Consider the following 26,374-nt stretch of genomic DNA (forward strand, 5'->3'; position numbering starts at 1 on the left):
TCTATGGAATAACAGGTGATTAACCTTTCTGTACGTTATATGCTTCCAATGCACGTAAAGAATAAGTATAAGCAGCGCCTGCATTTAATGCGATAGACATTGCTAATGCTGCAGCGACTTCAGCTTCGCTTGCGCCAGCTTTTACAGCTTCTTCTGCGTGTACGCTAATGCAGCTTTCGCAACGAGTTGTTACCGCAACGGCTAATGCGATAAGTTCACGAGTTTTAGCGTCAAGCACATTGCCTTCTGCCGCTGCTGCGCCTAATGCTTGATAAGCTTGTAACATTTTTGGATATTGTTTACCTAACGCACCAAATGATTTTTTAACGTGTGATGTTTCTTCTTTCCAATCTGCAAACATAATGTTCTCCTAAATATATTGAATTAATAACGAACTGGTATGGCAAATTATAGGCAGATTGGATTATGATACTTGCTTATTTATCTCAATTTTTATCGCTAACATCTCATTATGGATTATTTAGATAAACTCACCCATTTAGCACAAGTGCGTGGGGAAATTAATATTCGCTGTGAATTTCAAGGTGAATGGCAAGTCGCCCATCAAGAAAAAGATGCAGGAAAAGGCGTATTCCATCTTATTGAACAAGGCGAATGCTGGCTTACACTCGAACAAAAGCAATTTCATTTAAAGGAAGGTGATATCTTTTTCCTTCCCCAAAATCAACCGCACTTTATGCGTCATTCATCCAACCAAATAAAGGACGCATCATTGAAAAAAAGCTGGCAAGGTGCATTTGAATTGTATCAAGTAGGGCAAGGCACACCAGATTTAAAAATGTTCTGCGGTGCATTTTATTATCAGCAAGATGCTCTCCTCACAGCTTCTATGCCTGAATATTTGCATCTCAATTTATGTGATACACCGATTCATCCTTTGGTTCAACTTTTTCTACAAGAAGCACAAAAAAACGATGCAGGTACGAAATCAGTCGTCGATGCACTTTCGAATGTGCTTTTAATTTATATTTTACGCCATGCGATTCAAGAGAACTTAATTACAGGCGGTGTGCTACTTGCGTTGCAAGACAAGCGATTAAATACGGTGCTAGGTGCGATATTACAACGCCCTCAAGAAGATTGGCGAATTGAACAGTTAGCCGATCTTTCTGCAATGTCTCGTGCAAACTTTATTCGTGTTTTTCAGCAACAACTTGGTATGTCGCCAGGGCGTTTTATTACTCAAGTGCGGTTACAATCGGCAGCGTTTTTATTAAAGCAATCCCAACAATCTGTGCTTGCCATTGCTTTAGAGGTAGGATATCAATCGGAAGCGCATTTTAGTAAAGCCTTCAAGAATTACTACCAAATTTCGCCAAGCCAATACAGAAAATCTGCCAGCCTATAAATTGGAGAATTTTTGCGCTATAATCGCCAAGTTTTTTTGAAAGGCAACATCTGTTGCCTTTTCTTTTTAAGGAAAAGATATGTTTAACAAAATTTTTTCGTGGTTTGAAAACCGTTTAAATCCTTATCCAGAAGGTAATCCAACAACACCTAAAAAAGGCTTATTGCGTTTTATTTGGTCTAGCATTGAAGGAATGAAAGGCTGGATTCTCTTACTGACAGTACTAACGGTTGGTACTGGTGTAATGGAAGCCGTATTATTCCAATTTATGGGAACGCTTGTAGATTGGTTAGGGACATTCACGCCTGAGGCATTATGGCAAGAAAAAGGTCATTTATTAATTGGTATGGCTGCCCTATTACTTGTTAGCGTCGTGTGGGGATTTTTAGCCTCTACCGTACGTTTACAAACCTTACAAGGCGTATTTCCAATGCGATTACGTTGGAATTTCCATCGTTTAATGCTTGGACAAAGTTTGAGTTTCTATCAAGATGAATTTGCTGGCAGAGTGTCTGCCAAAGTAATGCAAACCGCACTTGCTGTTCGTGATACAGTGCTCACACTTGCGGATATGTTTGTATATGTCATCGTATATTTTATTACATCAGGATTAGTTCTAGCAGCATTAGATTCTTGGTTCTTACTGCCATTTATTGCTTGGATTACGATTTTTGTTTTTATCCTACGAACCCTCATTCCTAAATTATCAAAGACAGCTCAACGACAAGCGGATGCTCGTTCTTTAATGACAGGACGCATTACAGATGCTTATTCCAATATTGCCACAGTAAAATTATTCTCTCATGGTTCGCGTGAGGCCGCTTATGCCAAACGTTCTATGGAAGATTTTATGGTCACAGTGCACGCCCAAATGCGCTTAGCCACATCACTAGATACACTCACTTACGCTACAAATATTCTACTTACGTTAAGTACGGCAATACTTGGTATTATTTTATGGAAAAATGGGCAAGTTGGCGTGGGTGCAATTGCAACGGCAACCGCAATGGCATTACGAGTAAATGGGCTGTCTCGCTGGATTATGTGGGAATCTGCCCGTTTATTTGAGAATATCGGCACCGTAAACGACGGAATGAATACTTTAACCAAACCTCACACTATTGTGGATAAACCACAAGCATCTCCGTTACAGGTGACACAAGGGGAAATTAAGTTTAACGATATTACCTTTGCTTATGATCCGACGAAACCATTACTCAATCATTTCAATCTCACCATCAAACCTGGTGAAAAAGTCGGACTGATCGGCCGTTCTGGTGCTGGTAAATCTACAATTGTGAACTTATTACTGCGTTTCTATGAAGCACAACAAGGCTCGATTACTATTGATGGGCAAGATGTACTAGATGTGCAACAAGAAAGTCTACGAAGCCAAATCGGTTTAGTAACTCAAGACACTTCGCTTCTACATCGCTCTGTTCGTGACAATATTATTTACGGACGCCCGAATGCCACAGATGAAGAGATGATTTTAGCTGCTGAACGAGCGGAAGCCGCTGATTTCATTCCATTCCTCACTGATGCTCAGGGCAGAAAAGGCTATGATGCTCATGTGGGTGAAAGAGGTGTAAAACTTTCAGGTGGTCAGCGTCAGCGCATTGCTATTGCTCGTGTCATGTTAAAAGATGCACCAATTCTATTGTTAGATGAAGCCACAAGTGCATTGGATTCGGAAGTGGAAGTGGCGATACAAGAAAGTCTCGATAAGATGATGGAAAATAAAACTGTGATTGCTATTGCCCATCGTTTATCCACCATCGCCGCAATGGATCGCCTGATTGTGCTTGATAAAGGACAAATTGTTGAACAAGGTACCCATGCTGAATTACTGGAGCAAAATGGACTATATGCAAAACTATGGGCTCACCAAAGCGGTGGATTCTTGAGTGAACATATAGAATAAAACCCAAAGTGCGGTTTGTTTTTACCTATTTTTTATTGGAGTCTCAATGAAAAAATTATTACTTCCTATGTTAATTCTCCCCACTCTATGTCTAGCACAGGAAACAAAAATCGATCCTATTTTACTCGGTCTTGGAGAGGTTTTCTTTTTTGATAAATCCCTCTCTCATAATAAGACCCAATCCTGCTCCACTTGCCATATGCCAGCAGCAGCCTTTGCGGACTTGCGTCAAAATGACATCGCTCATATGGTCTCTCAAGGAGATGATCCAACAAAATTTGGTAACCGTAACACGCCAACTGCACTTTATGCTAAGTATTCACCTAGCTTCCATTTTGATGAAAAAATTAAAGATTATGTGGGCGGACAATTCTGGGATGGTAGAGCAAAAGATCTTGCAGAACAAGCTGGAGGTCCGCCATTAAACCCTGTAGAAATGGGCATGAAAGATAAAACAGATGTAGTAAAACGTATTGAAGAAAATCAAGCCGTGAAAGATTACATTACAAAATATTTCGGTGCCGAAATATGGAAAGATAATCAGAAAATATATGCCATTATGGAACAAGCATTAGCTACTTTTGAACATTTAGATTTATTTAACCAATTCAGCTCAAAATACGACCGCACTTTAGCTGGAAAGGATACCCTCACAGAACAAGAATCTTTAGGAAAAGCATTATTTTTTGATAAAGAAAAAACAAATTGCAGTAATTGTCATCAATTACAGACAGACGATCACGAAGAAGAAACTTTCACAAACTATCGTTATTTCAATCTTGGTGTTCCTAAGAATGAAGCCTTAATTGCACATAATAAATTAGACAATAACTGGATTGATAATGGCTTGCTTGATAATCCAATGGTAAAGGGAGATGAAAAACAAAAAGGAAAATTCAAAGTGCCCACACTCCGTAATGTCGCAGTTACTGCACCTTACATGCACAATGGAGTATTTAAAGAACTTCGCACCGTATTATTATTCTTAGATAGCTACAATAACCCTGCACGAAAAATTAATCCAGAAACCAGTAAGCCCTGGGATTTGCCCGAATATGCACCAACTGTAAGCCACGACGCGCTTAAAGGAAAACCATTAACTGATACAGAAATTGATGCACTAGAATCTTTTTTAAAAACCTTAACGGATGCACCTTATGAAAGAAATTAAGAAAACTAGACAATTTTTAATTAAATTGAATCCATCCTAAAATCTAGGCTCTTCTTTACTTAATCTAGCGAGTAAAATAAATAACCCAACTTGTCTCATATAAGTTGGGTTATTTTCTAACTAATAAAGTACTCGCGCACGAATTGTGCCATCGATTTCCTTCAATTTCGCCAGTAATGGCGATGCATCATTTGTTTCTACATCAACGACAACATAACCAATTTTCGGGTCAGTTTGTAAATATTGCGCGGCAATATTCAGGTTGGCTTCGACGAAAATTTGGTTCAGTTTATTCAATATACCAGGACGATTTTCATGAATATGCAATAAACGTTTTGTTCCCTCGTGTTCTGGTAAAGATACTTCAGGGAAGTTGACGGAAGAAAGTGTTGAACCATTGTCTGAATATTTGACAAATTTACCTGCTACTTCAAAACCGATATTTTCCTGTGCCTCTGCTGTTGAACCACCGATATGTGGAGTTAAAATCACATTATCAAATTCGCGTAACGGTGAGACAAATTCTTCATTAATTGACGCAGGTTCAATTGGGAATACATCAATGGCAGCACCGTGAATTTTACCGTCTTTTAAGGCTTGAGCGAGAGAATCAATATCTACCACTGTACCACGCGCAGCATTGATCAAAATTGCACCTTGTTTTAATTGTGCGATACGCTCAGCATTCATTAAGTTTTTGGTAGATGGCAGCTCTGGCACATGTAATGAAACCACATCGCAAGAACTGAGTAATTCTTCAAGGCTACGAACCTGTTTGGCATTACCGAGCGGAAGTTTATTTTCGATATCGTAGAAATGTACATCCATGCCTAATGATTCCGCAATAATACTTAATTGTGAACCAATGTGGCCGTAACCAATAATTCCAAGTTTTTTACCCCGCACTTCATGAGATCCCGTCGCTGATTTATTCCAGACGCCACGATGTACTTCGGCATTCGCCTGTGGCACATTGCGCATAAGTAATAAAATCTCGCCTAATACAAGTTCTGCGACAGAACGAGTGTTTGAGAATGGCGCATTAAATACAGGGATTCCACGCGCTTTTGCCGCATTTAAATCCACTTGGTTGGTACCAATACAGAAACAGCCTACTGCGATTAATTTGGGTGCGGCCTCAATCATTTCTGCCGTTAAATGGGTGCGAGAACGCAAGCCGATAAAGTGTGCATCTTTAATGGCTTCTTTTAATTCATTACCATCTAGTGCTTTTTTATAGTAATCAATATTGGTATAGCCTGCCGCATGGAGCGTATCAAGTGCGCTTTGATGCACACCTTCAAACAATACAAATTTGATTTTTGATTTGTCTAGAGAGACTTTGTTTGTCATGTTTGCTTCCTTATGATTTTTATTATGAATTAGTCAATAATTTTGGCGCCTTCAGGCGTACCGACGATCACAACGTCTGCGCCACGTAACGCGAATATCCCGTTAGTGACGACACCCGCAACGTTGTTTAATTCTTTTTCCATTTCAACTGGATTTAAAATAGTAAAGTTGTGCACATCTAAAATCACATTGCCGTTGTCAGTCACCACTCCTTCACGATATTCCGGTGCGCCACCAAGTGCGGCTAATTTTCTGCCTACTTGTGAACGAGCCATTGAAATAACTTCAACTGGTAATGGGAAGGTCGAACCTAACACATCCACTTGTTTACTCGAATCCACAATACAAATAAATTTTTTCGCTAATGCAGCGACGATTTTTTCACGAGTGAGTGCTGCGCCACCACCTTTAATCATCATTTTTTGTGGATTGATTTCATCTGCACCATCCACATAAATATCTAAGCTCGAGACATCATTTGCATTAAATACTTCGATACCTTGTTTACGGAGTAATTCTTCTGATGCTTTGGAAGCCGCAACTGCGCCTTGAATTTTATCTTTGATTGTACCTAAAGCTTCAATAAAGCAGTTCACAGTGGAGCCACTTCCCACGCCAACAATTGTGTCAGCTTTTACATATTGTAATGCAGCTTGTGCTGCGAGTTTTTTCATTTCTAATTGATTCATTTCTTTTCCTTATTTTAATAAGTAAACGATTGCGTTACTTTATTACGAGAGTATTTAATAAACAAGTGTAATTTTCAGCAGTGATAGGTTTAACGGATAAGCTACGATTCCGTTAAAAATAATTCCAAAAGTCCATTGAGAAATAATTTGCCATGCTCAGTGATTTGCCAAGAATCATTGTTTTCCACAATATAGTTTTGTTGAATAGCAAAATCAATTTGATTTTTCACCGCACTTTGCGATAAACCTGTGTAATCTTCAAATTCTTGTTTGGGTACCGCTTCTAACAAACGAAAGCGATTCATAAAAAATTCAAAAGGGCGGTCAATTTCTGGCACGTTTTTTTCTTCGTAAAGATATTCGCCACGCAAATAACCTTTCGGGTGCTTAGTTTTAGAAAAGCGGGTAATCTCGCCATTCGGAAACGTCAATTTCCCGTGTGCGCCACAGCCAATGGCTAAATAATCCCCAAACCGCCAATAATTCAAATTATGTTTACATTGAAAACCCGCTTTTGTGTAAGCCGATGTTTCATATTGCTGGTAGCCTGCCGCAGTTAACAGTTGGTGGCCTTGTTCAAAAATATCCCAAAGCTCATCATCATCTGGCAATTTAGGTGGGCGGTAAGCAAACATCGTATTTGGCTCAATAGTAAGCTGGTACCAAGAAAGGTGAGGAGGAGATAGCTCAATAGCTTGGCGAAGATCATCTAAGGCTTCTTCCAACGTTTGGTTTGGCAAACCGTGCATTAAATCTAAGTTGAAACTTTTTAGCCCAGAAACTTTCGCTAAATTGACCGCACTTTTTGCCTCTGCTGCATTATGAATCCGCCCAAGACGCTGTAATTTGTCATCATCAAAGCTTTGTATCCCCATAGAAATTCGCGTAATGCCTGCTGATACATAACCTTTAAAACGTTCAGCTTCTACCGTGCCAGGATTCGCTTCTAATGTGATTTCAATATTATCTTCAAAATCAATCTGCGTTTTTATTTCTTTTAAGAGATATGCAATGCTTTTTGCTGAAAATAAACTTGGCGTACCGCCACCAATAAAAATTGAATGGAGTTTTCGTTGTTGAATTGAATCTTTAAAGCGCTGTAAATCAGCCCGTAGATCTTGCAGAAGGTGGTAAATATAGTCTTGTTCTGGTATATCGCCTTTTTGTGCGTGAGAATTAAAATCACAATAAGGGCATTTTTGAACGCACCATGGAATGTGTACATAAAGGGAAAGTGGAGGAAGTTTGAGCATGCTGTTATTAACAAGTTTTAAATGTGAGAACAGTTGAAAAAGTACAAATTAACGTTGTGTAAATATGAAATCTTAGCTGACACTATGAATGTTGATAAAAAGGGCCTGTTTTCACAAGCCCTAAAACATTCAATTAATTGACCGCTCTTGTTGTCTTACTGGTCGCTTTACGGCGGGGTGATTTTGCCGCTTTAGCTTCAACTTTGACAAACTCAATGCCTTCAGGCGGATTTTCCAATGCAAGGCCAAGTACTTCATCAATGGTTTCTACTGCATGAATCGCAAGATTTTGTTTTACGTTTTCTGGAATTTCTTCGAGATCTTTAACGTTCTCTTTTGGAATTAATACGGTTTTAATTCCGCCACGATGTGCAGCAAGAAGTTTTTCTTTTAATCCACCGATTGGTAATACTTTACCGCGTAAACTGATTTCACCTGTCATGGCTACATCCGCACGTACAGGATTACCTGTTAAACAAGAAACTAATGCAGTACACATTGCAATACCTGCACTCGGACCATCTTTTGGTGTTGCACCATCTGGCACATGAATGTGAATATCGCGTTTCTCATGGAATTCAGAATTAATACCAAGTTTATCCGCACGAGCGCGCACAACAGTCATAGCCGCTTGGATGGATTCTTTCATTACATCACCTAATGAACCGGTAAATGTGAGTTTTCCTTTACCAACAACGGAGGCAGTTTCAATAGTGAGTAAGTCGCCGCCGACTTCTGTCCAAGCTAGACCTGTCACTTCACCAATGCGGTTTTGTGTGTCGGCTTTGCCAAATTCAAAGCGTTTGACACCAAGATAATCGTGCAGATTATCTGAATTTACGGTGATAGATTTAAGTTTTGGATTTACCAATAAATTTTTCACTGCTTTACGGCAGATTTTTGAAATTTCACGTTCTAATCCACGAACGCCCGCTTCACGTGTGTAATAGCGGATAATATCTAAAATTGCGCTTTCTTCGACGGTAAGTTCGCCTTTCTTTAAACCATTACGTTCAATTTGTTTCGCTAACAAATGACGCATCGCGATATTAAGTTTTTCATCTTCTGTATAACCAGAAAGACGAATAACTTCCATACGATCCAATAATGGGCCTGGAATGTTCATAGAGTTTGATGTCGCCACAAACATTACATCAGAAAGATCATAATCCACTTCTAAATAGTGATCGTTAAACGTGGTGTTTTGCTCAGGGTCGAGCACCTCAAGTAATGCTGAGGCTGGATCGCCTCGCATATCGGATGCCATTTTGTCGATTTCATCAAGCAAGAATAATGGATTTTTCACCCCCACTTTTGCCATTTTTTGAATTAATTTACCCGGCAATGCACCAATATAGGTTTTACGGTGACCACGGATTTCTGCCTCATCGCGAACACCGCCTAATGCCATGCGTACATATTTACGACCAGTGGCATTCGCAATAGATTGACCAAGAGAGGTTTTACCTACGCCTGGAGGGCCAACTAAGCAAAGAATGGGTCCTTTCACTTTGTTTAAACGAGCTTGTACTGCAAGATATTCAAGAATACGTTCTTTCACTCGTTCTAAACCATAGTGATCGGCATCTAATACTTGTTGTGCTTTCGAAATGTCTTTTTTCACTTTAGAACGTTGATGCCAAGGCACTTGGATCATCCATTCAATGTAACTACGAACAACGGTTGCTTCAGAAGACATGGCTGACATCATTTTGAGTTTTTGTAGCTCATTTTCCACTTTATTGCGCACATCTGCTGGCATGCCAGCAGCTTCTACTTTTTGACGAAGTTGTTCAACTTCATCAATCGTATCCTCACTTTCACCATCATCCATTTCTTTACGAATGGCTTTAATTTGTTCGCTAAGATAATAGTTGCGCTGGCTTTTCTCCATTTGTTTTTTTACTCGGCCACGAATACGTTTTTCAATTTGGAGAATGTCTGCTTCTGATTCCATCATGCCAAGCAGATATTCTAGTCGGTCTTGTACGTTAGCAAGTTCCAAGACACTTTGTTTATGGCGAACACTTACTGGTAAATGAGCTGCCATTGTATCTGATAAACGATCTGCATCACCAAGACGATGAAGTGCATTTAATACATCTGCAGGGATTTTTTTATTTAAGGTGAGATAATTTTCGAATTCAGAAAGTACCGCTTTTTTCGCAACATCTAACTCTTTCTCATCACCATAAGTGGTTTCGATAGGGGTAATTTTTGCGGAAAAGCACTTTTCGCCATCTTCAAGGCTGTTAATTTTCGCGCGATTTTGACCTTCAACTAGCACTTTCACTGTGCCATCAGGTAATTTTAGCAATTGAATAATATTAGCAATGGTACCCACGTCAAATAAATCTTCAGGGGTAGGTTCTTCCAAATCAGCTTCTCTTTGAGATACCAAAAGAAGCTGTTTATCATCGTTCATCGCTTCTTCAAGGGCATTAATTGATTTTGCACGCCCTACAAAAAGTGGCATCACCATATAAGGGAAAACGACGACATCGCGTAATGGCAATACGGGCATCGTACGTTGGGTATTCTTCGCCATAATTTATCTCTCTTAATTCTTTCCGATAATTTGGGTAAATATTGGGATAGGGAAAAAGGAATTCAAGGAAAAGATTATAACAAAATCTGAGTTATAAAGTGGGTTTTAAACAAAAAAGAATTTTGGCAAATGAAGTGATAATCGCTAAAATGGCCGATAATTTTATTAAATTTCACAAAATATTGAGTTATGTCCACGAAAAATAATTTTATTTTCCCCACTTACGTTCAAATGTATCCTTATTCCAAGGATCGCCCTTTTCTCAAACAAGTGCGGGAAAAATTACGCTATTATGGCTATAAATGGTTATATCAAAAGCAATGTAACCAATTAGTGGATTTTCTTAATACAGAAACTCAATGGCAGCCTTTATTTACACAAGATTATTATCGTATCAATACGGTTCTGACTACTTTTTGCGATAAACGCTTTTCTGCTTCAGAACGTTTAACGGCGATTACGGAGAATTTACGTTTGGCTGAAGAGAAAATGGGACGTTCGCTTTGCCAACAATTATTAGAACAACAAAATATCGTGTTAACACAATTAACTGACGATTTGCGTTTATCTTTGAGTATCAACCATATCGATCCCTTTGAAGGGTATTTTTCTATTAATATTCGTAATCAACATAATGAGCGAGTATACGATGCTTCTTTCACTTTTTTGAGCCCAAATAAATTGCTTATCGCCTCGATTCAAGGCCCTTCAAGTGACAATGCTCAAGAACTTGTAAAACAGGCTACGAAGGCATTGCACGGTATGCGCCCAATGTTTCTGTTGGTTAATGCATTCAAAATGCTTGCTGAAAAATGGCAATGTGAGCTAGTGGGCATTCCGCACAAAGCGCAAGGAAAATATCGTCTTGCTGCGCGCAGTAAGATTTTGTTTAATTACGATGAGTTCTGGCAAGAGAATCAAGGGAAATATCGCCATAATTATTGGCAATTACCTTTGGATATTGAACGCAAACAGTTAGAAGATATCGCAAGTAAAAAACGTTCTATGTATCGTAAACGTTATGAAATGTTAGACCAAATGGCATTGGATATTCAGCAACTTTAACAAAGAAAGTGCGGTAAAAATGAGAGAAATTTTTACCGCTCTTCTCAATTAGTTTCCTTGTTTTTTCACTTCATCCCACAACAAATCTAACTCAATAAGTGGCACATCATTAACTTGCTTACCTTGTTGTTGAACCGCTTGTTCTACTGCTCTAAAACGACGTTCAAATTTTAAATTCGCTTTTCTTAATGCATCTTCAGGATCACATTTTAAATGGCGAGCAAGATTGACGGTTGCGAACAATAAATCGCCGATTTCTTCTTCCACTTTGTTCTGTTCAATCGAAGTGCGGTGAATTTCAGCTTGAACTTCTTCTAATTCTTCCTGCACTTTGTCAAATACTGGGGAAATTTCTTCCCAATCAAACCCTACTTTAGAACAACGTTTTTGTAATTTTGCTGCTCGAGTAAGAGAAGGCAAAGCACAAGGTACATTATCTAAAATAGAGGTTTCTTCACTTTTACCTTGTTTTTCTTTCGCTTTCATTTCGTTCCAACGAGAAAGGGCTTCTGTTTCATCCCCAGCTTTTTCATCACCAAACACGTGAGGATGACGGCGCACAATTTTTTCAGCAACATCTTGCAATACATCGTCAAAAGTAAAGTATTTATCTTCCGTAGCAAGCTGGCTGAAGAAAACAACTTGTAACAATAAATCCCCTAGTTCTTCGCGTAAATTTGGTATATCTTTTTTCTCAATCGCTTCGATTACTTCGTAAGTTTCTTCCGTTAAGCAAGGAATCATAGATTCATAATTTTGTTTTAAATCCCAAGGACATCCGTCATTTGGATTGCGCAATTGAGCAATAAGTTGAATAAAATCCTGAATAGAATAATGCATTGTCTCGCCTCCTAATCAATAATCTATCTGTTTAGTAGTATAACGGAACAATAAGAAAAAGGGTGTAAATACAATCGCTTTTTAACTACTTTTTCTTTATACTCTAGCCCCTAGAAAATCTTTTATTAAGCTGGACAAGATGGAAAAAATTATTATCGATCACGATCGTTTTTCTCGTACAATTTCACGCATTTCCCATGAAATCATTGAAAAACACCAATCTCTCGATAATGTAGTGATTGTTGGAATCAAACGCCGAGGGGCTGAAATTGCCGCATTATTACAGCATAGAGTAGAGAAATTAAGTGGTAATAAATTACCATCTATGGAACTGGATATTACCTTTTACCGAGACGATCTAACCTTAGTAGATCAAGAGGATAAAATGCCGGTATACAGTGGCTCCTCACAATATTTGAATATTCAAGACAAAACAGTAATTCTTGTCGATGATGTACTTTTTACTGGTCGAACCATTCGAGCAGCAATGGATGCACTCACTGATTTTGGTAGAGCGGCAAAAATTGAGTTAGTCATTTTTATCGATCGTGGACATCGAGAACTACCAATTAGAGCTGACTATGTAGGAAAAAATGTCCCAACAAGTCGCGAGGAATTAGTACAAGTTCGCACTGAAAAATATGATGGTTGCTATGAAGTTGCTATTATTGGGAAATAATTACTGTCACTTGTGAACCTTCTTTAGAACTGATAATCTAAAGAACATTGTTGATACTTTTTGATAAAACAGAAATGAAAAAATCTACATTTAAATCATTGTTTTTAGCCACTATTAGCGCCATTGTTTTAGCTTCTGTTGTAAAAGCCGAAGAACGTGTTGTAGCAATGGTGAATGGCGTTCCAATCCTTGAAAGCCAGGTTCAAGCAAATATAGGAAAAAGTGGAAATCGCCAAGTTGCTTTAGATAAAATTATTGATGACATTTTGCTTCATCAAGCAATGCAAGATGTGAAAGCCCCTTCAATTGACCCTAAAGCATTAAATGCAGCTGTAGAGCAACAGCTTAATCATATTGCTGCAGCAAACAATTTAACCTTGGGGCAGTTCGCTATTGCGCTAAGTAATGAAGGTTCCTCACTAAATGAATTTCGCCAACGTATCGCAAAAGATGTCAAAAAAGCCTGGGAAAACCAATTACAAACGATGACCCGCGATGCAATTCGAAATAGAGCAATTCATGAAAGCGTGGATGTTGAACAAGCACGTAGTGAAGCTTGGGCCCTTGGACAAAAAATGTTAGAGGAAGCAAAAGAAAAAGGTTCTGCACAGAAAATAACAGGAAAAGAATATGAAGTTCGTCATATTTTGCTTAAACTAAATCCAATGCTAAATGATGCTCAAGCTAAAGCAGAACTTACAAAAATTCGCTCAGATATTCTTGCTGGAAAAATTTCTTTCGCAGATGCAGCGTTAAAATATTCAAAAGATTATTTATCCGGCGCAAATGGCGGCAGTTTAGGTTATGCATTCCCCGAAACTTATGCGCCACAGTTTGCACAAACTGTTGTACAAAGTAAACAAGGTGTAATTTCTGCACCGTTTAAAACAGAGTTTGGCTGGCACATTTTAGAAGTGACAGGGATGAGAGACGGCGATCTTACTGCAGAGGCCTACGCACAAAAAGCCTATGAACATTTAGTAAACTCTCAGTTGCAAGATGCAACAAAAGACTGGGTTAAAGCATTGCGTAAAAAAGCAGATATCCAATATTTTAATAAATGATTTAATATTTAAAAGAAAGGGGCTTAATTGCCCCTTTTGTTGTTTTTTATTTTCTCTTTCTTATATCTTATGAAGAAATTTTTAATTGCGATTTTACTTTTAATTTTGATTTTAGCGGGCGTGGTTAATTTTGGTTATTACAAAATTACTGAATTTGTAAAAACTCCGGTAAATGTGCAGGCAGATCAACTTTTAACTATTGAACGTGGCACAACTGGTTCAAAATTAGCCGCACTTTTTGAGCAAGAAAAGTTAATTGATGATGGGAAATTATTACCTTATTTGCTGAAGTTGAAACCTGAGCTAAATAAAATAAAAGCAGGGACTTATTCTCTTGAGAATGTTAAAACTGTGCAAGATTTACTGGATTTGCTTAATTCAGGTAAGGAAGTGCAGTTCAATGTAAAATGGATTGAAGGAAAAACCTTCAAGGATTGGCGAAAAGATCTTGAAAATACACCGCACTTGGTGCAAACCTTGAAAGATAAGAGTAATGAAGAAATTTTCACATTACTTGATTTGCCAGATTTTGGTCGAAATCTTGAACTAAAAAATGTGGAAGGTTGGCTTTATCCTGATACTTATAACTACACGCCTAAATCGACAGACTTGGAGCTACTTAAGCGATCGGCTGAGCAAATGAAAAAGGCGTTAAATAAGGCGTGGAACGAGCGTGATAAGGATTTACCTTTAGCTAATCCTTATGAAATGTTGATTCTGGCTTCTATCGTAGAAAAAGAAACAGGCATTGCTACTGAGAGAGCAAAAGTGGCCTCTGTATTTATCAACCGTTTGAAGGCAAAAATGAAATTACAAACGGATCCAACGGTAATTTATGGTATGGGTGAGAATTACAGTGGTAATATTCGTAAAAAAGATTTAGAAATGTCAACGCCTTATAATACCTATGTGATTGATGGATTGCCGCCAACACCAATTGCTATGCCAAGTGAAAGTTCGTTACAAGCTGTTGCAAAACCTGAAAAAACAGATTTTTATTATTTTGTGGCAGATGGTTCTGGTGGGCATAAATTTACCCGCAATTTGAATGAACATAATAAAGCGGTACAAGAATATTTACGTTGGTATAGCAGTCAGAAAAATGCCAAATAAAAGAGCGGAAGAAAATATGAAAGGAAAGTTTATTGTTATTGAAGGCTTAGAAGGCGCGGGAAAAAGCTCTGCTCACCAGTCTGTTGTGCAAGTCTTGCATGAACTGGGAATTAAAGATGTGGTGTTTACTCGCGAACCGGGCGGAACGCCATTGGCAGAAAAATTACGTCATCTAATCAAATATGAAACTGAAGAACCTGTGACAGCAAAAGCAGAGTTATTAATGCTTTATGCAGCACGTATTCAGTTAGTAGAAAATGTGATTAAACCTGCTTTAATGCAAGGAAAATGGGTGGTAGGTGATCGCCACGATATGTCATCTCAGGCGTATCAAGGTGGTGGACGTCAATTAGACCCGCATTTTATGCTCACCTTGAAAGAAACCGTATTAGGTGATTTTGAGCCTGATCTCACAATTTATTTGGATATAGAACCGAGTGTCGGTTTAGCACGAGCTCGTGGACGAGGTGAATTAGATCGTATTGAGCAAATGGATTTGGATTTTTTCCATCGCACTCGAGCACGCTATTTAGCGTTAGTAAAAGATAATCCAAAAGCAGTGGTGATTAATGCTGAGCCGAGTATTGAACTTGTTCAAGCTGATATCGAAAGCGCGGTAAAAAATTGGTGGAAATCAAACGAAAAATGATCGCACTTTACCCTTGGCTAATGCCAATTTATCATCAAATTGCTCAAACCTTTGACGAAGGTTTGGGGCATCATGCTGTGCTGATTAAAGCTGATTCTGGTTTAGGTGTAGAACGTTTATTTGATGCACTTGTACAGAAAATAATGTGTGTGGCTCAAGGCGATAAACCTTGTGGTCAATGCCATTCTTGTCATTTAATGCAAGCCCATAGCCATCCAGATTATCATGAATTGAGCCCTATTGATGGTAAGGATATTGGCGTTGATCAAGTGCGCGATATTAATGAAATGGTTGCTCAACACGCACAACAAAACGGCAATAAAGTGGTCTATGTGCAAGGTGCGGAGCGTTTAACGGAAGCGGCTGCCAATGCATTATTGAAAACATTGGAAGAGCCTCGTCCAAATACTTATTTTTTACTTCAGGCGGATAGTTCAGCAAGTTTATTAGCAACCATTTATAGTCGATGCCAAGTGTGGAATTTGTCCGTGCCTAATGAGCAAACGGCTCTTGATTGGTTGAAATCAGAAAGTGCGGCTGAAAATCAGGAAATTTTGACCGCACTTGCGATGAATCTTGGGCGTCCGCTTTTAGCATTAGAGACTTTACAACAAGGGCTTATTGAACAGCGTAAAAACTTCTTACGTCAATTTTGGGTGTTCTATCGCCGACGTTCACCATTGGAATTGCTTCCGTTGTTTGATAAAGAACGCTATGTTCAGCAAGTGGATTGGATTTTGGCTTTTCTTTCCGATTGTTTAAAACATAAACTTGAAATTGATAGTCATCGACAAGTTGCCGATCTTGGCCGCGGTATCGAACAATTCAGCGATGAGCAAACCGCTCTTGGTTTATTACAAGCAATCAAAATTATGCAAAAAGTGCGGTCAGATTTGCTTACAATTAATGGTGTGAATGTTGAATTGATGCTATTAGATAGCTTGACCAGATTAGTCACAGAAGTATTTGAAACGCAATAAATTAAAGATATATCGTCTATGGCGTTCAAGCCTTAGGTATAAGGAAAAATAATTATGTTCATTGTTGACTCCCACTGCCATTTAGATGCATTGGATTATGAAAATTTACATAAAAACATTGCAGATGTGGTGGAAAAAGCGCGCGCGCGTGATGTGAAACATTTGCTCGCAATTGGTGTAACGTTAAGCCGTTTTGAGCAGGCTTATGAATCTTTACGCGAATTTAATAATGTCTCGCTTGCTTGTGGTGTTCACCCACTGGATTTTGAAGAAGAACCTTATGACGCAGAACGCTTATTGCGTTTAGCGCAAGATCCAAAAGTGATTGCGATTGGCGAAATTGGATTAGATTATTATTACAGCGCGGACAATAAAGCGGAGCAACAAGCGGTGTTTGGTAGCCAAATCGATATTGCAAACCAGTTAGATAAGCCTGTAATTATTCATACACGTTCTGCAGGTGATGATACCATTTCAATGTTACGCCAACACCATGCTGAAAAGTGCGGTGGCGTTATTCATTGTTTTACGGAAACCATGGAATTTGCGAAAAAAGCGTTAGATTTAGGTTTTTACATTTCTTGTTCTGGCATTGTGACCTTTAAAAATGCCGAAGTGATTCGTGAGGTTATTCGTTATGTGCCAACGGATCGCTTATTGGTGGAAACAGATTCGCCTTATCTTGCGCCAGTGCCTTATCGGGGAAAAGAAAATCAACCGGCTTATACGAGAGAAGTATGTGAATACGTGGCAACCTTAAAGGGCTTTTCTACTGAGGAGTTTGCTCGAATCACTACGCAAAATTTCGAGCGTTTATTTAAAATTCGTGTAGAATAAATGCACAGTTCTGACAAGGGAAAAGTATGCGAAAGTTTTTTAAATATTTCTTATTTATTGTTGTTTTTTTATTCCACGGTTTTATGTTTTCTGTGGTGAATTATGTGTTCCCTCATTATGATGTGACACGTGTTACTGGCGTAGAAGTTAAACGTGTTGATAAAGATGGGCCAATCACAAAATCGAATCCAGCTGATGGCCCAACACGTGATGTGTATTACATCAACACGCAAAATGACGATGGCAAAATTATGGTGTATCGCAATGAAGATACACGTTGGGGTTTTCCGTTCTACTTCAAATTTGGCTCAGCCAATTTACAGGCTGAAGCGCAGGCTTTGGGTAATGACAACAAACTTGTGCAAATTAAATACTATGGTTGGCGTATTACGATGATGGATGAATATCGCAATGCAACCTCAATTAAAGAAATTACGGCTGATGACACGCCAAGTCATCCAATCGTTTCTTGGATTTTCTATGCATTCCTGTTAGCTACCTTATTCTTGTCTATTCAATTTGTTCGCGGCTGGTTTGACAGCGAAGAGTAATATCCTGAACGGCCGCAAAGTGCGGTCGTTTTCTTTCATATTTTTGAGTAATGATTATGGAATTATTTCATACTATTTTGGCGATTATTGCCTTAATTCTAATTAGTGCGGTTGTTTCTTCTGCAGAAATTTCACTGGCGGGTTCGCGTAAATTGAAACTACAAACCCTTGCGAATGAAGGGGATGTGCGCGCGCTTCAAGTGCTTAAATTGCAAGAGCACCCTGGTCGTTTTATTACCGTGGTTCAAATCGGTTTGAATATGGTGGCGATTCTTGGCGGGGGAATTGGTGAAAGCGCACTAAGCCCTTATATCGCGGAAATTTTAAGCCGCTCTTTTGTGGGCGATTGGATTGAGCCAACCGCTTCTACAATTGCGTTTGTGTTGGTTACTTGTTTCTTTATCTTATTTGCTGATCTTATTCCAAAACGTATTGCCATTACTTATCCTGAAATGGTGGCATTGCGCGTTGTCGGCATTATGAATTTCAGTATGTTTGTCTTTAAGCCGCTTGTGTGGTTTTTTGATACGATTGCTAATGTATTTTTCCGCTTATTTCGTATTTCCACTGTGCGTGAAGATGGCATGACGTCTGAAGATATTTTCGCTGTAGTAGAAGCGGGGGCTGAAGCTGGTGTATTAAAAACTCAAGAGCATTATCTCATTGAAAACATTTTCGATATGCAATCACGTACAGTGACTTCCACCATGACAACGCGTGAAAATATCGTGTATTTAGACCGCACTTTTTCTCGCCAAGAAGTCATGGATACGCTTTCTCGTGATTCTCATTCTAAAATTGTGATTTGTGACAATAGCCTCGACAAAATCTTAGGTTATGTAGAATCCCATACGTTGCTCACCATGTATTTGCAGAATGAAAATGTGGTGCTCACAGATCCTAAACTACTCCGTAAAGCATTATTTGTGCCGGATACGCTTTCTCTTTACGAAGTATTAGAATTGTTTAAATCTACCGGTGAAGATTTTGCGATTATTGTAAATGAATATGCCCTCGTAGTGGGTATTGTTACGCTAAATGATGTCATGAGTATTGTTATGGGGGAATTAGTTTCTAACGAAGAAGAATATATTGTGAGTCGTGATGAAAACTCATGGCTTATTGATGGCGCAACGCCATTAGAAGATGTGACACGAGTATTAGATATTGAATCTTTCCCAGATGAAGAAAATTACGAAACCATCAGTGGCTTTATGATGTATATGCTACGTAAAATCCCGAAAAAAACCGATTCTGTGGTTTACGGAAAATACAAGTTTGAAGTGATTGATACGGAAAACTTTAAAATCGATCAGATTTTGGTGTCTTTAGTAAAAGAGGCGGAATAATTACCGCCCTTTCTTTAATCCCCTTCAGCCAGTATAATGGCGGCGTTTTATTAACTTTAATCAGGTATGACTATGTTTAAAAAAATCTCTGTTTTATTTTTTACGTTAATGTTGGCAGGTTGTTCTTCTTGGTCATCGGTTACCAACTATATTCCATTTATGGGGAACGATAAAAAAGTGATTGATTTAGATAAAGATAAAATCGATCAGAAATCTTATGCAGCAGCTTATGAAGCGACTGTGGCGACATATAAAGGTCGCGTGAATGAAAATTTCTTTGTAGATAATTTTGCAAGTGGTGCGAATGACTGGTATTTGGGGCGTATTTTAGTTCCTGTGAAACAAATTCAAGATAAACTTTACACTGGCGGACATGATTCTGATGTATATGCTTATTATAGTGGTGTGTTACATGCGGAAGCATTGCAAGCTAATATTAAACGTTTGAACGCAAATTGTTGGGAAAAAGTGGATTCGCAAAGCATGACTCAAGGTATTTATGATGCGATGCGTGATTTGCAAAAAGGCAAAGAGCGCGGTGAAAATGATGAATATATTGCGCAAGGTAGTGAAGCACTGCTGAAAGCCTGTACATCTAAATAATTGTTTTTCAACAAGCTGCTGGTCGATTTATTTCACCAGCAGCTTTATTTTTAAATTATTAAGGAGCAAGAATGTTAGAACTTTCGGAAAGCAACATTCATTTAAATGCTAACGCAACTGATAAAGAACAAGCGATTGAAATGGCCGCGTCCGCATTAGTTCAAGCAGATAATGTGGAAAATGGTTACTTGCAAGGAATGTTGGCGCGTGAACAGCAAACCTCAACTTTTTTAGGCAATGGCATCGCTATTCCTCATGGCACCTTGGATACTCGTTCGATGGTAAAGAAAACGGGAGTGCAAGTGTTTCAATTTCCTCAAGGCATAGAATGGGGTGAGGGAAATATTGCTTATGTCGTGATTGGTATTGCGGCGCGATCTGATGAGCATTTGTCCTTATTACGTCAACTTACTCACGTTTTGAGTGATGAAGATACCGCAGCGAAATTAGCAAAAATAACGGATGTTGCTGAATTTCGTGCGATTTTAATGGGCGAGACAATTGAGCCATTTGAAATTCCTGCTGCCAATATCAGTGTAGATGTAGATACCCAAAGTTTATTAACTTTAGTCGCGATTAATGCGGGGCAATTACAGGTGCAAAGTGCGGTAGAAAATCGCTTTATTTCTGAGGTGATTAATAATGCGGCATTACCGCTTGGCAAAGGGTTATGGGTAACGGATTCTGTCGTAGGAAATGTGAAAAATGCCTTGGCATTTAGTCGTGTCAAAACGATTTTTAGCCACAATGGCAAAGCCGTAAAAGGCGTGATAACTGTTGCAGCCGTCAGTGATCAAATTAATCCAACTTTAGCGCGTTTATTAGATGACGATGTTCAAACAACCTTGCTCAATGGTAATTCAACAGAAATTTTGACCGCACTTTTGGGTTCATCGAGTGATGTTGAAACTCAATCTGTAGAAGGTGCTGTTGTAGGAACCTTTACGATTCGTAATGAACACGGTTTACATGCGCGCCCAAGTGCAAATTTGGTTAATGAAGTGAAAAAATTCACTTCGAAAATTACCGTGCAAAATCTTACTCGTGAAAGTGAAGTCGTCAGCGCAAAAAGCTTGATGAAGATTGTTGCGCTTGGTGTAACACAAGGACATCGTTTACGTTTTGTGGCAGAGGGGGAAGATGCAAAACAAGCTATTGAAACATTGGGCAAAGCGATTGCTGATGGTTTGGGTGAGAATGTTTCTGCAGTGCCACCATCTGAACCAGACACCATTGAGATTATGGGAGAACAAATTCACGTACTAGCGGTAAGCGAAGATCATAACTTACCGGCAAATGCCATTGAGGCTGTGTTTGTAATTAAGAACGAACACGGTTTGCACGCTCGCCCAAGTGCAGTGTTAGTAAACGAAGTGAAAAAATATAATGCCTCTGTGGCAGTTCAGAATCTTGATCGTAATTCTCAATTAGTGAGCGCTAAAAGCTTGATGAAAATTGTTGCGCTTGGAGTGGTGAAAGGGACTCGTTTACGTTTTGTTGCGACAGGCGATGAAGCGCAACAGGCTATTGACGGAATCGGTGCTGTGATTGAATCGGGTTTAGGGGAATAGTATGGCAAGCGTCGTAACAATTACTTTAAATGCCGCCTATGATTTAGTCGGGCGTTTAAATCGTATCCAACTTGGTGAAGTAAATACGGTAGAAACCCTTGGCTTATTTCCTGCGGGGAAAGGTATTAATGTTGCAAAAGTACTAAAAGATTTAGGCGTTGATGTTGCAGTAGGCGGTTTCTTGGGCGAGGATAATTCAGCTGATTTCGAGCAAATGTTTAATAAGTACGGTTTGGAAGATAAATTCCACCGTGTTGATGGCAAAACGCGCATCAATGTAAAAATTACCGAGACTGAAGCGGATGTGACAGATTTAAATTTCTTGGGATATCAAATAAGCCCACAAGTTTGGCAACAATTTGTGACTGATTCTTTGGCTTATTGTTTAGATTATGACATTGTCGCAGTTTGTGGCAGTTTACCTCGAGGTGTATCTTCTGAATTATTTGCTGATTGGTTGAATCAGCTTCATCAAGCTGGCGTAAAAGTTGTGCTTGATAGTAGCAATGATGCGCTCACCGCTGGATTAAAAGCGAAACCTTGGCTAGTAAAACCCAATCATCGAGAACTTGAGGCTTGGGTTGGTCATCCATTAAATAGTCTTGAGGAAATTATTGCCGCTGCACAGCAACTCAAAGCACAAGGCATTGAAAACGTGATTATTTCAATGGGCGCAAAAGGTTCTTTATGGATTAATAATGAAGGCGTGCTCAAAGCCGAACCACCAAAATGTGAAAATGTAGTGAGTACCGTTGGGGCTGGGGATTCAATGGTAGCAGGCTTAATCTATGGTTTTGAAAAAGGGTTATCGGAAACAGAAACTTTGTCTTTTGCTACGGCTGTGTCCGCTTTTGCGGTGTCTCAAAGTAATGTTGGTGTGAGTGATTTGAGTTTACTTGACCCCATTTTAGAAAAAGTACAAATAACGATGATTGAAGGATAGTATGAAGTTATTTTTAACCCAATCAGCTAATGTAGGTGATGCGAAAGCCTATTTATTACATGAAGTTTTTCGAGCGGCTGCACAAAAAGCGAATGTCTCTATTGTAGAAACACCAGCCGAAGCAGATCTTGTTCTTGTATTTGGTTCAGTATTACCAAATAACTCTGCGTTAGTTGGTAAAAAAGTCTTTATTATCGGCGAAGCTATCGCCATGATTTCTCCTGAAGTCACGCTGGCAAATGCCTTAGCGAATGGAGCTGATTATGTTGCACCGAAAAGTGCGGTGAGTTTTACAGGTGTTTCTGGTGTAAAAAATATTGTTGCGGTAACTGCTTGTCCGACAGGCGTTGCACATACGTTTATGTCAGCCGAAGCGATCGAAACCTATGCGAAAAAACAAGGTTGGAATGTAAAAGTTGAAACCCGTGGTCAAGTTGGGGCGGGCAATGAAATTACTGCAGAAGAAGTCGCTGCGGCTGATTTGGTATTTGTTGCAGCAGATATTGATGTGCCTTTAGATAAATTTAAAGGTAAACCAATGTACCGAACTTCAACAGGATTAGCCTTGAAGAAAACCGAGCAAGAATTTGATAAAGCATTTAAAGAAGCCAAAATTTTTGATGGTGGAAATAATTCGGAATCAAAAGAAGAAAGCCGTGAGAAAAAAGGTGTGTACAAACACTTAATGACTGGCGTTTCTCATATGTTACCGTTAGTGGTTGCGGGTGGGTTGTTGATCGCGATGTCCTTTATGTTCAGTTTTAATGTAATTGAAAATACAGGAGTTTTACAGGATCTTCCAAATATGTTGATGAATATCGGTAGTGGAGTGGCGTTCAAGTTAATGATTGCCGTGTTTGCCGGTTACGTTGCATTTTCTATCGCGGATCGTCCAGGACTTGCAGTTGGTTTGATTGCGGGGATGCTGGCAAGTGAAGCGGGTGCAGGGATTCTTGGCGGTATTATTGCTGGTTTCTTAGCGGGCTATGTGGTGAAAGGGCTGAATGTGATTATTCGATTGCCAGCAAGCCTGACTTCATTAAAACCGATTTTAATTTTACCGCTCTTAGGTTCGATGATTGTTGGCTTGACGATGATTTACCTCATCAATCCACCAGTGGCTGAAATTATGAAAGAGCTAAGTAATTGGCTTACTTCAATGGGCGAAGTGAATGCGATTGTGTTAGGCGCAATTATCGGTGCAATGATGTGTATAGATATGGGCGGACCGGTAAATAAAGCAGCGTACACCTTTTCTGTTGGATTGATTGCATCCCAAGTTTATACGCCAATGGCTGCTGCAATGGCCGCGGGTATGGTTCCACCAATTGGTATGACAGTTGCGACTTGGATTGCTCGCAATAAATTCACAGTTAGCCAACGCGATGCGGGGAAAGCGTCATTTGTTCTTGGTTTATGTTTTATTTCTGAAGGTGCATTACCATTTGTGGCAGCAGATCCAATTCGAGTCATTATTAGCTCAGTGATTGGTGGTGCGGTGGCTGGTGCGATTTCAATGGGATTAAATATTACATTACAAGCTCCACACGGCGGATTATTTGTCATTCCATTTGTATCTGAGCCATTGAAATATCTTGGTGCAATTGCGATTGGTGCTTTATCAACAGGTGTGGTTTACGCCATTATTAAATCGAAAAACAATGCGGAATAATACCGCACTTTGAATGTAAAAAAGCCGATTCATTTGAATCGGCTTTTGTTTTGGAATAGATTTATTTTTCACGATCGTCGATAGTTTGTAGCAAATAATTTCCATCTGCATCAGCAAGACTGCGGAAACCTACATTCGTGATTTTGTAGGGATACTTTGTTCGATAAGTAAAGTTTTCGTGATGATGACCGTGGAATACTTGCTTAACTCCCATCTTCATGGCCAAATCATTGATTACTTGGAAACCCATCGGATGTGGTTTAGGGGCTTCGTGACAAACCAACACATCCGCTTGTTGGTTTTCTAAGATTTCAATATCTGATGGAAAAATTGACGTGCGATGACGCAAAGGCACACCGCCTCGCCAGATTTTCTCTTGTGGGCTATATTGACAATAATGAATAGGATCAAAAAACATGGGGCGATTGGGCGGCATCCAAATTTGCCCGCGGAATACACCGCCTAATCCTGCAATGCGGGTTCCTTGAATATCAACTACGCGATTGTGTAAATTCCGTGATTGCCATTCAGAGCCCCAAATCGCATCAAAAGCACTAATTGTTTTGCTATCATGATTTCCATGAATAAACCAAATATCACAATGTTGTGCGAGTTTATCCAACTCATCTGTTGTAGTGAGCTGTAAATCGCCTAAAATTATGAGTGCGACATTTTCCTGCTCTCTCACAAAAGGGTAAATATGATCGTAGCTTCCGTGTGGATCACCGGCAAATAAGATCATTGATGTTTTCCTTTTATAACAAATGGACTATTTTGTAATTCACTGATTTCTTCTTCATTTAACACTTTCTCAATGACTGCTTTAACTTGGTTATAGCGATCAAGATAACTTGGCGATTCAATCTCTATATAAGGAACTTTATATTTATCTAACAGTTTTTTGAGCAGTTGTTGAAATTGTTGGCGCTGCTTTTGTGAGCCTAAGCTACGTAAGCCATCATCCACCCATTCAGTATTATTTTTCAGCAAAATAGTGACATCGAAAGGATATTCTTTAATCATCGAATCTAAAAATGGGTGAGCTTTTCCTTCATATTGAATGCAGAACGCTTGCGTAGTGATGAAATCCGTATCTATAAATGCAATTTTATGTGCATGGCGCACAGCATAATCAATGTATCGTTGATGACCAAGTGCCATTTGCGGATAGTCAGAATATTGCATCGCTTGCTCATTGCCACCTAGCTTTTCAAATACAAATTCACGTCCGTATTCCCATGCAGAAGTGGTATTAAATACGGCAGCTAACTTATTCACAAGCACACTTTTACCACTGCTTTCTCCACCTAAAATCGCCACAGTTTTGGCAAAGAAAGGTCGAACTTCTTTCGGAATAAATTTCCAATATTGAAATGGTGTGGTGCGAATTTTGGTTGCGGACACATTAAAGAAAGTGCGGTCGGGATCGACTAACGAAACTTCTAAACCTAAGTATTTTTCGTAAGGTGCTTTATCTTGAGGTTCGCTACTAAATACGATTGAAGGTTCAAAATGTTTTTCATTAAATAGGGTTTTAACCGCTTCACTCCAAGATTGCCAGCCATTTGGATAACTCGGAATACCGTCTTCAACCAAATGATGAATAAAAATCTGATTTTTTTGATATTTGAAAATTTGCTGCATCCAACGCAAACGATCTTGCACAGTTGGCATGCGTTTCATTTTACTATCGTAAAACAATTTCAAATCGCGCTCTGTATCACTACACACGATAACGTGCAGTTCATCTACTTTACTGAACGCTTCATAAATCATATTTATATGGCCTGTGTGTACGGGATAAAATTTCCCAAAAATAACACCGACTTTTTTCTCTTTTGCTTTTGACATAATCCGCTCTTGATAGCGTAAGAATTGAGTGCGTTTATTGTAGGCTAAATGAAAATATTTTTCACGTTCTGATTTAGTGCCTAAGTATTTTGCGCTATACTTAGCGTGCATTCTCAGGGCAGGGTGAAATTCCCTACCGGTGGTAAAGCCCACGAGCGTTTAAAAGTGCGGTCAATTTTTGGCAAATTTTCCCTGCTAAATTGTCCTGATTTTCACTTTTAAAGTCAGCAGATTTGGTGAAATTCCAAAGCCGACAGTAAAGTCTGGATGAAAGAGAATAAAACGAATTGGGTTCCCAAA

Annotated in this window: 23 protein-coding genes, 1 pseudogene and 1 riboswitch; of the genes and pseudogenes, 16 read left to right on the forward strand and 8 right to left on the reverse strand. The window is 39.1% G+C overall.

Annotated features, from left to right (window positions below):
- Positions 1-19: 19 nt before the first annotated feature.
- Positions 20-361, reverse strand: a complete 342-nt coding sequence (locus LIX50_RS06035) for a carboxymuconolactone decarboxylase family protein (protein WP_005627672.1) — start codon at positions 359-361, stop codon at positions 20-22.
- A 111-nt stretch (positions 362-472) separates the two neighbouring features.
- Between LIX50_RS06035 and LIX50_RS06040 the strand changes: the two genes are divergently transcribed.
- The 3 genes from LIX50_RS06040 (at position 473) to LIX50_RS06050 (ending at position 4,464) form a co-directional block, all read left to right on the forward strand.
- Positions 473-1,369: a cupin domain-containing protein gene (locus tag LIX50_RS06040; RefSeq protein WP_048952939.1), complete on the forward strand. Its 897-nt coding sequence runs from the start codon at positions 473-475 to the stop codon at positions 1,367-1,369.
- Between the two features lie 79 nt (positions 1,370-1,448).
- Positions 1,449-3,293 (forward strand): ABC transporter ATP-binding protein, encoded by a 1,845-nt coding sequence (locus LIX50_RS06045; RefSeq protein WP_048952940.1) that lies wholly within the window; start codon positions 1,449-1,451, stop codon positions 3,291-3,293.
- 46 nt (positions 3,294-3,339) lie between these two features.
- Entirely contained in the window at positions 3,340-4,464 is a 1,125-nt protein-coding gene (locus LIX50_RS06050) for a cytochrome-c peroxidase (RefSeq protein ID WP_048952941.1), read from the forward strand.
- A gap of 120 nt (positions 4,465-4,584) precedes the next feature.
- Here the strand turns inward: LIX50_RS06050 and serA are convergent, their stop codons facing one another.
- From serA to lon, 4 genes are all read right to left on the reverse strand, one after another.
- Complete coding sequence (gene serA, locus LIX50_RS06055) at positions 4,585-5,817, reverse strand: phosphoglycerate dehydrogenase (RefSeq protein ID WP_048952942.1); 1,233 nt, start codon at positions 5,815-5,817, stop codon at positions 4,585-4,587.
- Positions 5,818-5,846: 29 nt separating this feature from the next.
- On the reverse strand, positions 5,847-6,506 hold the full coding sequence (gene rpiA / locus LIX50_RS06060; RefSeq protein ID WP_048952943.1) for a ribose-5-phosphate isomerase RpiA: 660 nt from the start codon (positions 6,504-6,506) through the stop codon (positions 5,847-5,849).
- Between the two features lie 101 nt (positions 6,507-6,607).
- A complete protein-coding gene (hemW, locus tag LIX50_RS06065) occupies positions 6,608-7,759 on the reverse strand; it encodes a radical SAM family heme chaperone HemW (protein WP_048952944.1) in 1,152 nt (383 codons plus the stop codon).
- 133 nt (positions 7,760-7,892) lie between these two features.
- On the reverse strand, positions 7,893-10,307 hold the full coding sequence (gene lon, locus LIX50_RS06070; RefSeq protein WP_048952945.1) for an endopeptidase La: 2,415 nt from the start codon (positions 10,305-10,307) through the stop codon (positions 7,893-7,895).
- Positions 10,308-10,496: 189 nt separating this feature from the next.
- Between lon and LIX50_RS06075 the strand changes: the two genes are divergently transcribed.
- Positions 10,497-11,372, forward strand: a complete 876-nt coding sequence (locus LIX50_RS06075) for a VirK/YbjX family protein (protein ID WP_048952946.1) — start codon at positions 10,497-10,499, stop codon at positions 11,370-11,372.
- A gap of 48 nt (positions 11,373-11,420) precedes the next feature.
- Here the strand turns inward: LIX50_RS06075 and mazG are convergent, their stop codons facing one another.
- Positions 11,421-12,212: a nucleoside triphosphate pyrophosphohydrolase gene (mazG, locus tag LIX50_RS06080; RefSeq protein ID WP_048952947.1), complete on the reverse strand. Its 792-nt coding sequence runs from the start codon at positions 12,210-12,212 to the stop codon at positions 11,421-11,423.
- Positions 12,213-12,351: 139 nt separating this feature from the next.
- Between mazG and pyrR the strand changes: the two genes are divergently transcribed.
- From pyrR to LIX50_RS06140, 12 genes are all read left to right on the forward strand, one after another.
- Positions 12,352-12,891, forward strand: a complete 540-nt coding sequence (gene pyrR, locus LIX50_RS06085; RefSeq protein ID WP_048952948.1) for a bifunctional pyr operon transcriptional regulator/uracil phosphoribosyltransferase PyrR — start codon at positions 12,352-12,354, stop codon at positions 12,889-12,891.
- A gap of 74 nt (positions 12,892-12,965) precedes the next feature.
- Positions 12,966-13,955, forward strand: a complete 990-nt coding sequence (locus LIX50_RS06090) for a peptidylprolyl isomerase (protein ID WP_048952979.1) — start codon at positions 12,966-12,968, stop codon at positions 13,953-13,955.
- A 69-nt stretch (positions 13,956-14,024) separates the two neighbouring features.
- Positions 14,025-15,068: an endolytic transglycosylase MltG gene (mltG, locus tag LIX50_RS06095; protein ID WP_048952980.1), complete on the forward strand. Its 1,044-nt coding sequence runs from the start codon at positions 14,025-14,027 to the stop codon at positions 15,066-15,068.
- Positions 15,058-15,717, forward strand: coding sequence for a dTMP kinase (gene tmk, locus LIX50_RS06100; RefSeq protein ID WP_048952949.1), 660 nt, complete (start codon positions 15,058-15,060; stop codon positions 15,715-15,717). Before mltG ends, tmk begins: the two co-directional genes overlap by 11 nt.
- Positions 15,714-16,697 carry a DNA polymerase III subunit delta' gene (locus tag LIX50_RS06105; protein ID WP_048952950.1) on the forward strand — a complete coding sequence of 328 codons (984 nt, stop codon included), beginning with the start codon at positions 15,714-15,716 and terminating at the stop codon, positions 16,695-16,697. Before tmk ends, LIX50_RS06105 begins: the two co-directional genes overlap by 4 nt.
- 54 nt (positions 16,698-16,751) lie before the next feature.
- Positions 16,752-17,534: a YchF/TatD family DNA exonuclease gene (locus LIX50_RS06110; protein ID WP_048952951.1), complete on the forward strand. Its 783-nt coding sequence runs from the start codon at positions 16,752-16,754 to the stop codon at positions 17,532-17,534.
- Positions 17,535-17,560: 26 nt separating this feature from the next.
- Entirely contained in the window at positions 17,561-18,085 is a 525-nt protein-coding gene (locus LIX50_RS06115; RefSeq protein ID WP_005626131.1) for a DUF1523 family protein, read from the forward strand.
- Positions 18,086-18,135: 50 nt separating this feature from the next.
- On the forward strand, positions 18,136-19,434 hold the full coding sequence (locus tag LIX50_RS06120; RefSeq protein WP_048952952.1) for a hemolysin family protein: 1,299 nt from the start codon (positions 18,136-18,138) through the stop codon (positions 19,432-19,434).
- Between the two features lie 72 nt (positions 19,435-19,506).
- Positions 19,507-20,037: a hypothetical protein gene (locus LIX50_RS06125; RefSeq protein ID WP_005632738.1), complete on the forward strand. Its 531-nt coding sequence runs from the start codon at positions 19,507-19,509 to the stop codon at positions 20,035-20,037.
- A 71-nt stretch (positions 20,038-20,108) separates the two neighbouring features.
- Positions 20,109-21,608 carry a fused PTS fructose transporter subunit IIA/HPr protein gene (fruB, locus tag LIX50_RS06130; protein ID WP_005636215.1) on the forward strand — a complete coding sequence of 500 codons (1,500 nt, stop codon included), beginning with the start codon at positions 20,109-20,111 and terminating at the stop codon, positions 21,606-21,608.
- 1 nt (position 21,609) lies between these two features.
- The gene (gene fruK, locus LIX50_RS06135; RefSeq protein ID WP_005636217.1) at positions 21,610-22,551 is read left to right on the forward strand and encodes a 1-phosphofructokinase; all 942 of its coding nucleotides are present in this window, start codon (positions 21,610-21,612) and stop codon (positions 22,549-22,551) included.
- Between the two features lies 1 nt (position 22,552).
- Positions 22,553-24,223 carry a fructose-specific PTS transporter subunit EIIC gene (locus LIX50_RS06140; protein WP_005636220.1) on the forward strand — a complete coding sequence of 557 codons (1,671 nt, stop codon included), beginning with the start codon at positions 22,553-22,555 and terminating at the stop codon, positions 24,221-24,223.
- A gap of 61 nt (positions 24,224-24,284) precedes the next feature.
- On the opposite strand, the gene LIX50_RS06145 is transcribed toward LIX50_RS06140, so the two are convergent.
- On the reverse strand, positions 24,285-24,965 hold the full coding sequence (locus tag LIX50_RS06145; protein WP_005636223.1) for a metallophosphoesterase family protein: 681 nt from the start codon (positions 24,963-24,965) through the stop codon (positions 24,285-24,287).
- Positions 24,962-26,203, reverse strand: a pseudogene (nadR, locus tag LIX50_RS06150) (multifunctional transcriptional regulator/nicotinamide-nucleotide adenylyltransferase/ribosylnicotinamide kinase NadR); the annotation flags it as partial. The gene LIX50_RS06145 and the pseudogene nadR, both read right to left, overlap by 4 nt.
- A riboswitch (FMN riboswitch) is annotated at positions 26,180-26,357 on the forward strand. Its footprint overlaps the pseudogene before it by 24 nt.
- Positions 26,358-26,374 lie beyond the last annotated feature (17 nt).

This window comes from Haemophilus sp. Marseille-P9675 (genome assembly GCF_916862695.1).
Taxonomy (GTDB): domain Bacteria; phylum Pseudomonadota; class Gammaproteobacteria; order Enterobacterales; family Pasteurellaceae; genus Haemophilus; species Haemophilus haemolyticus_K.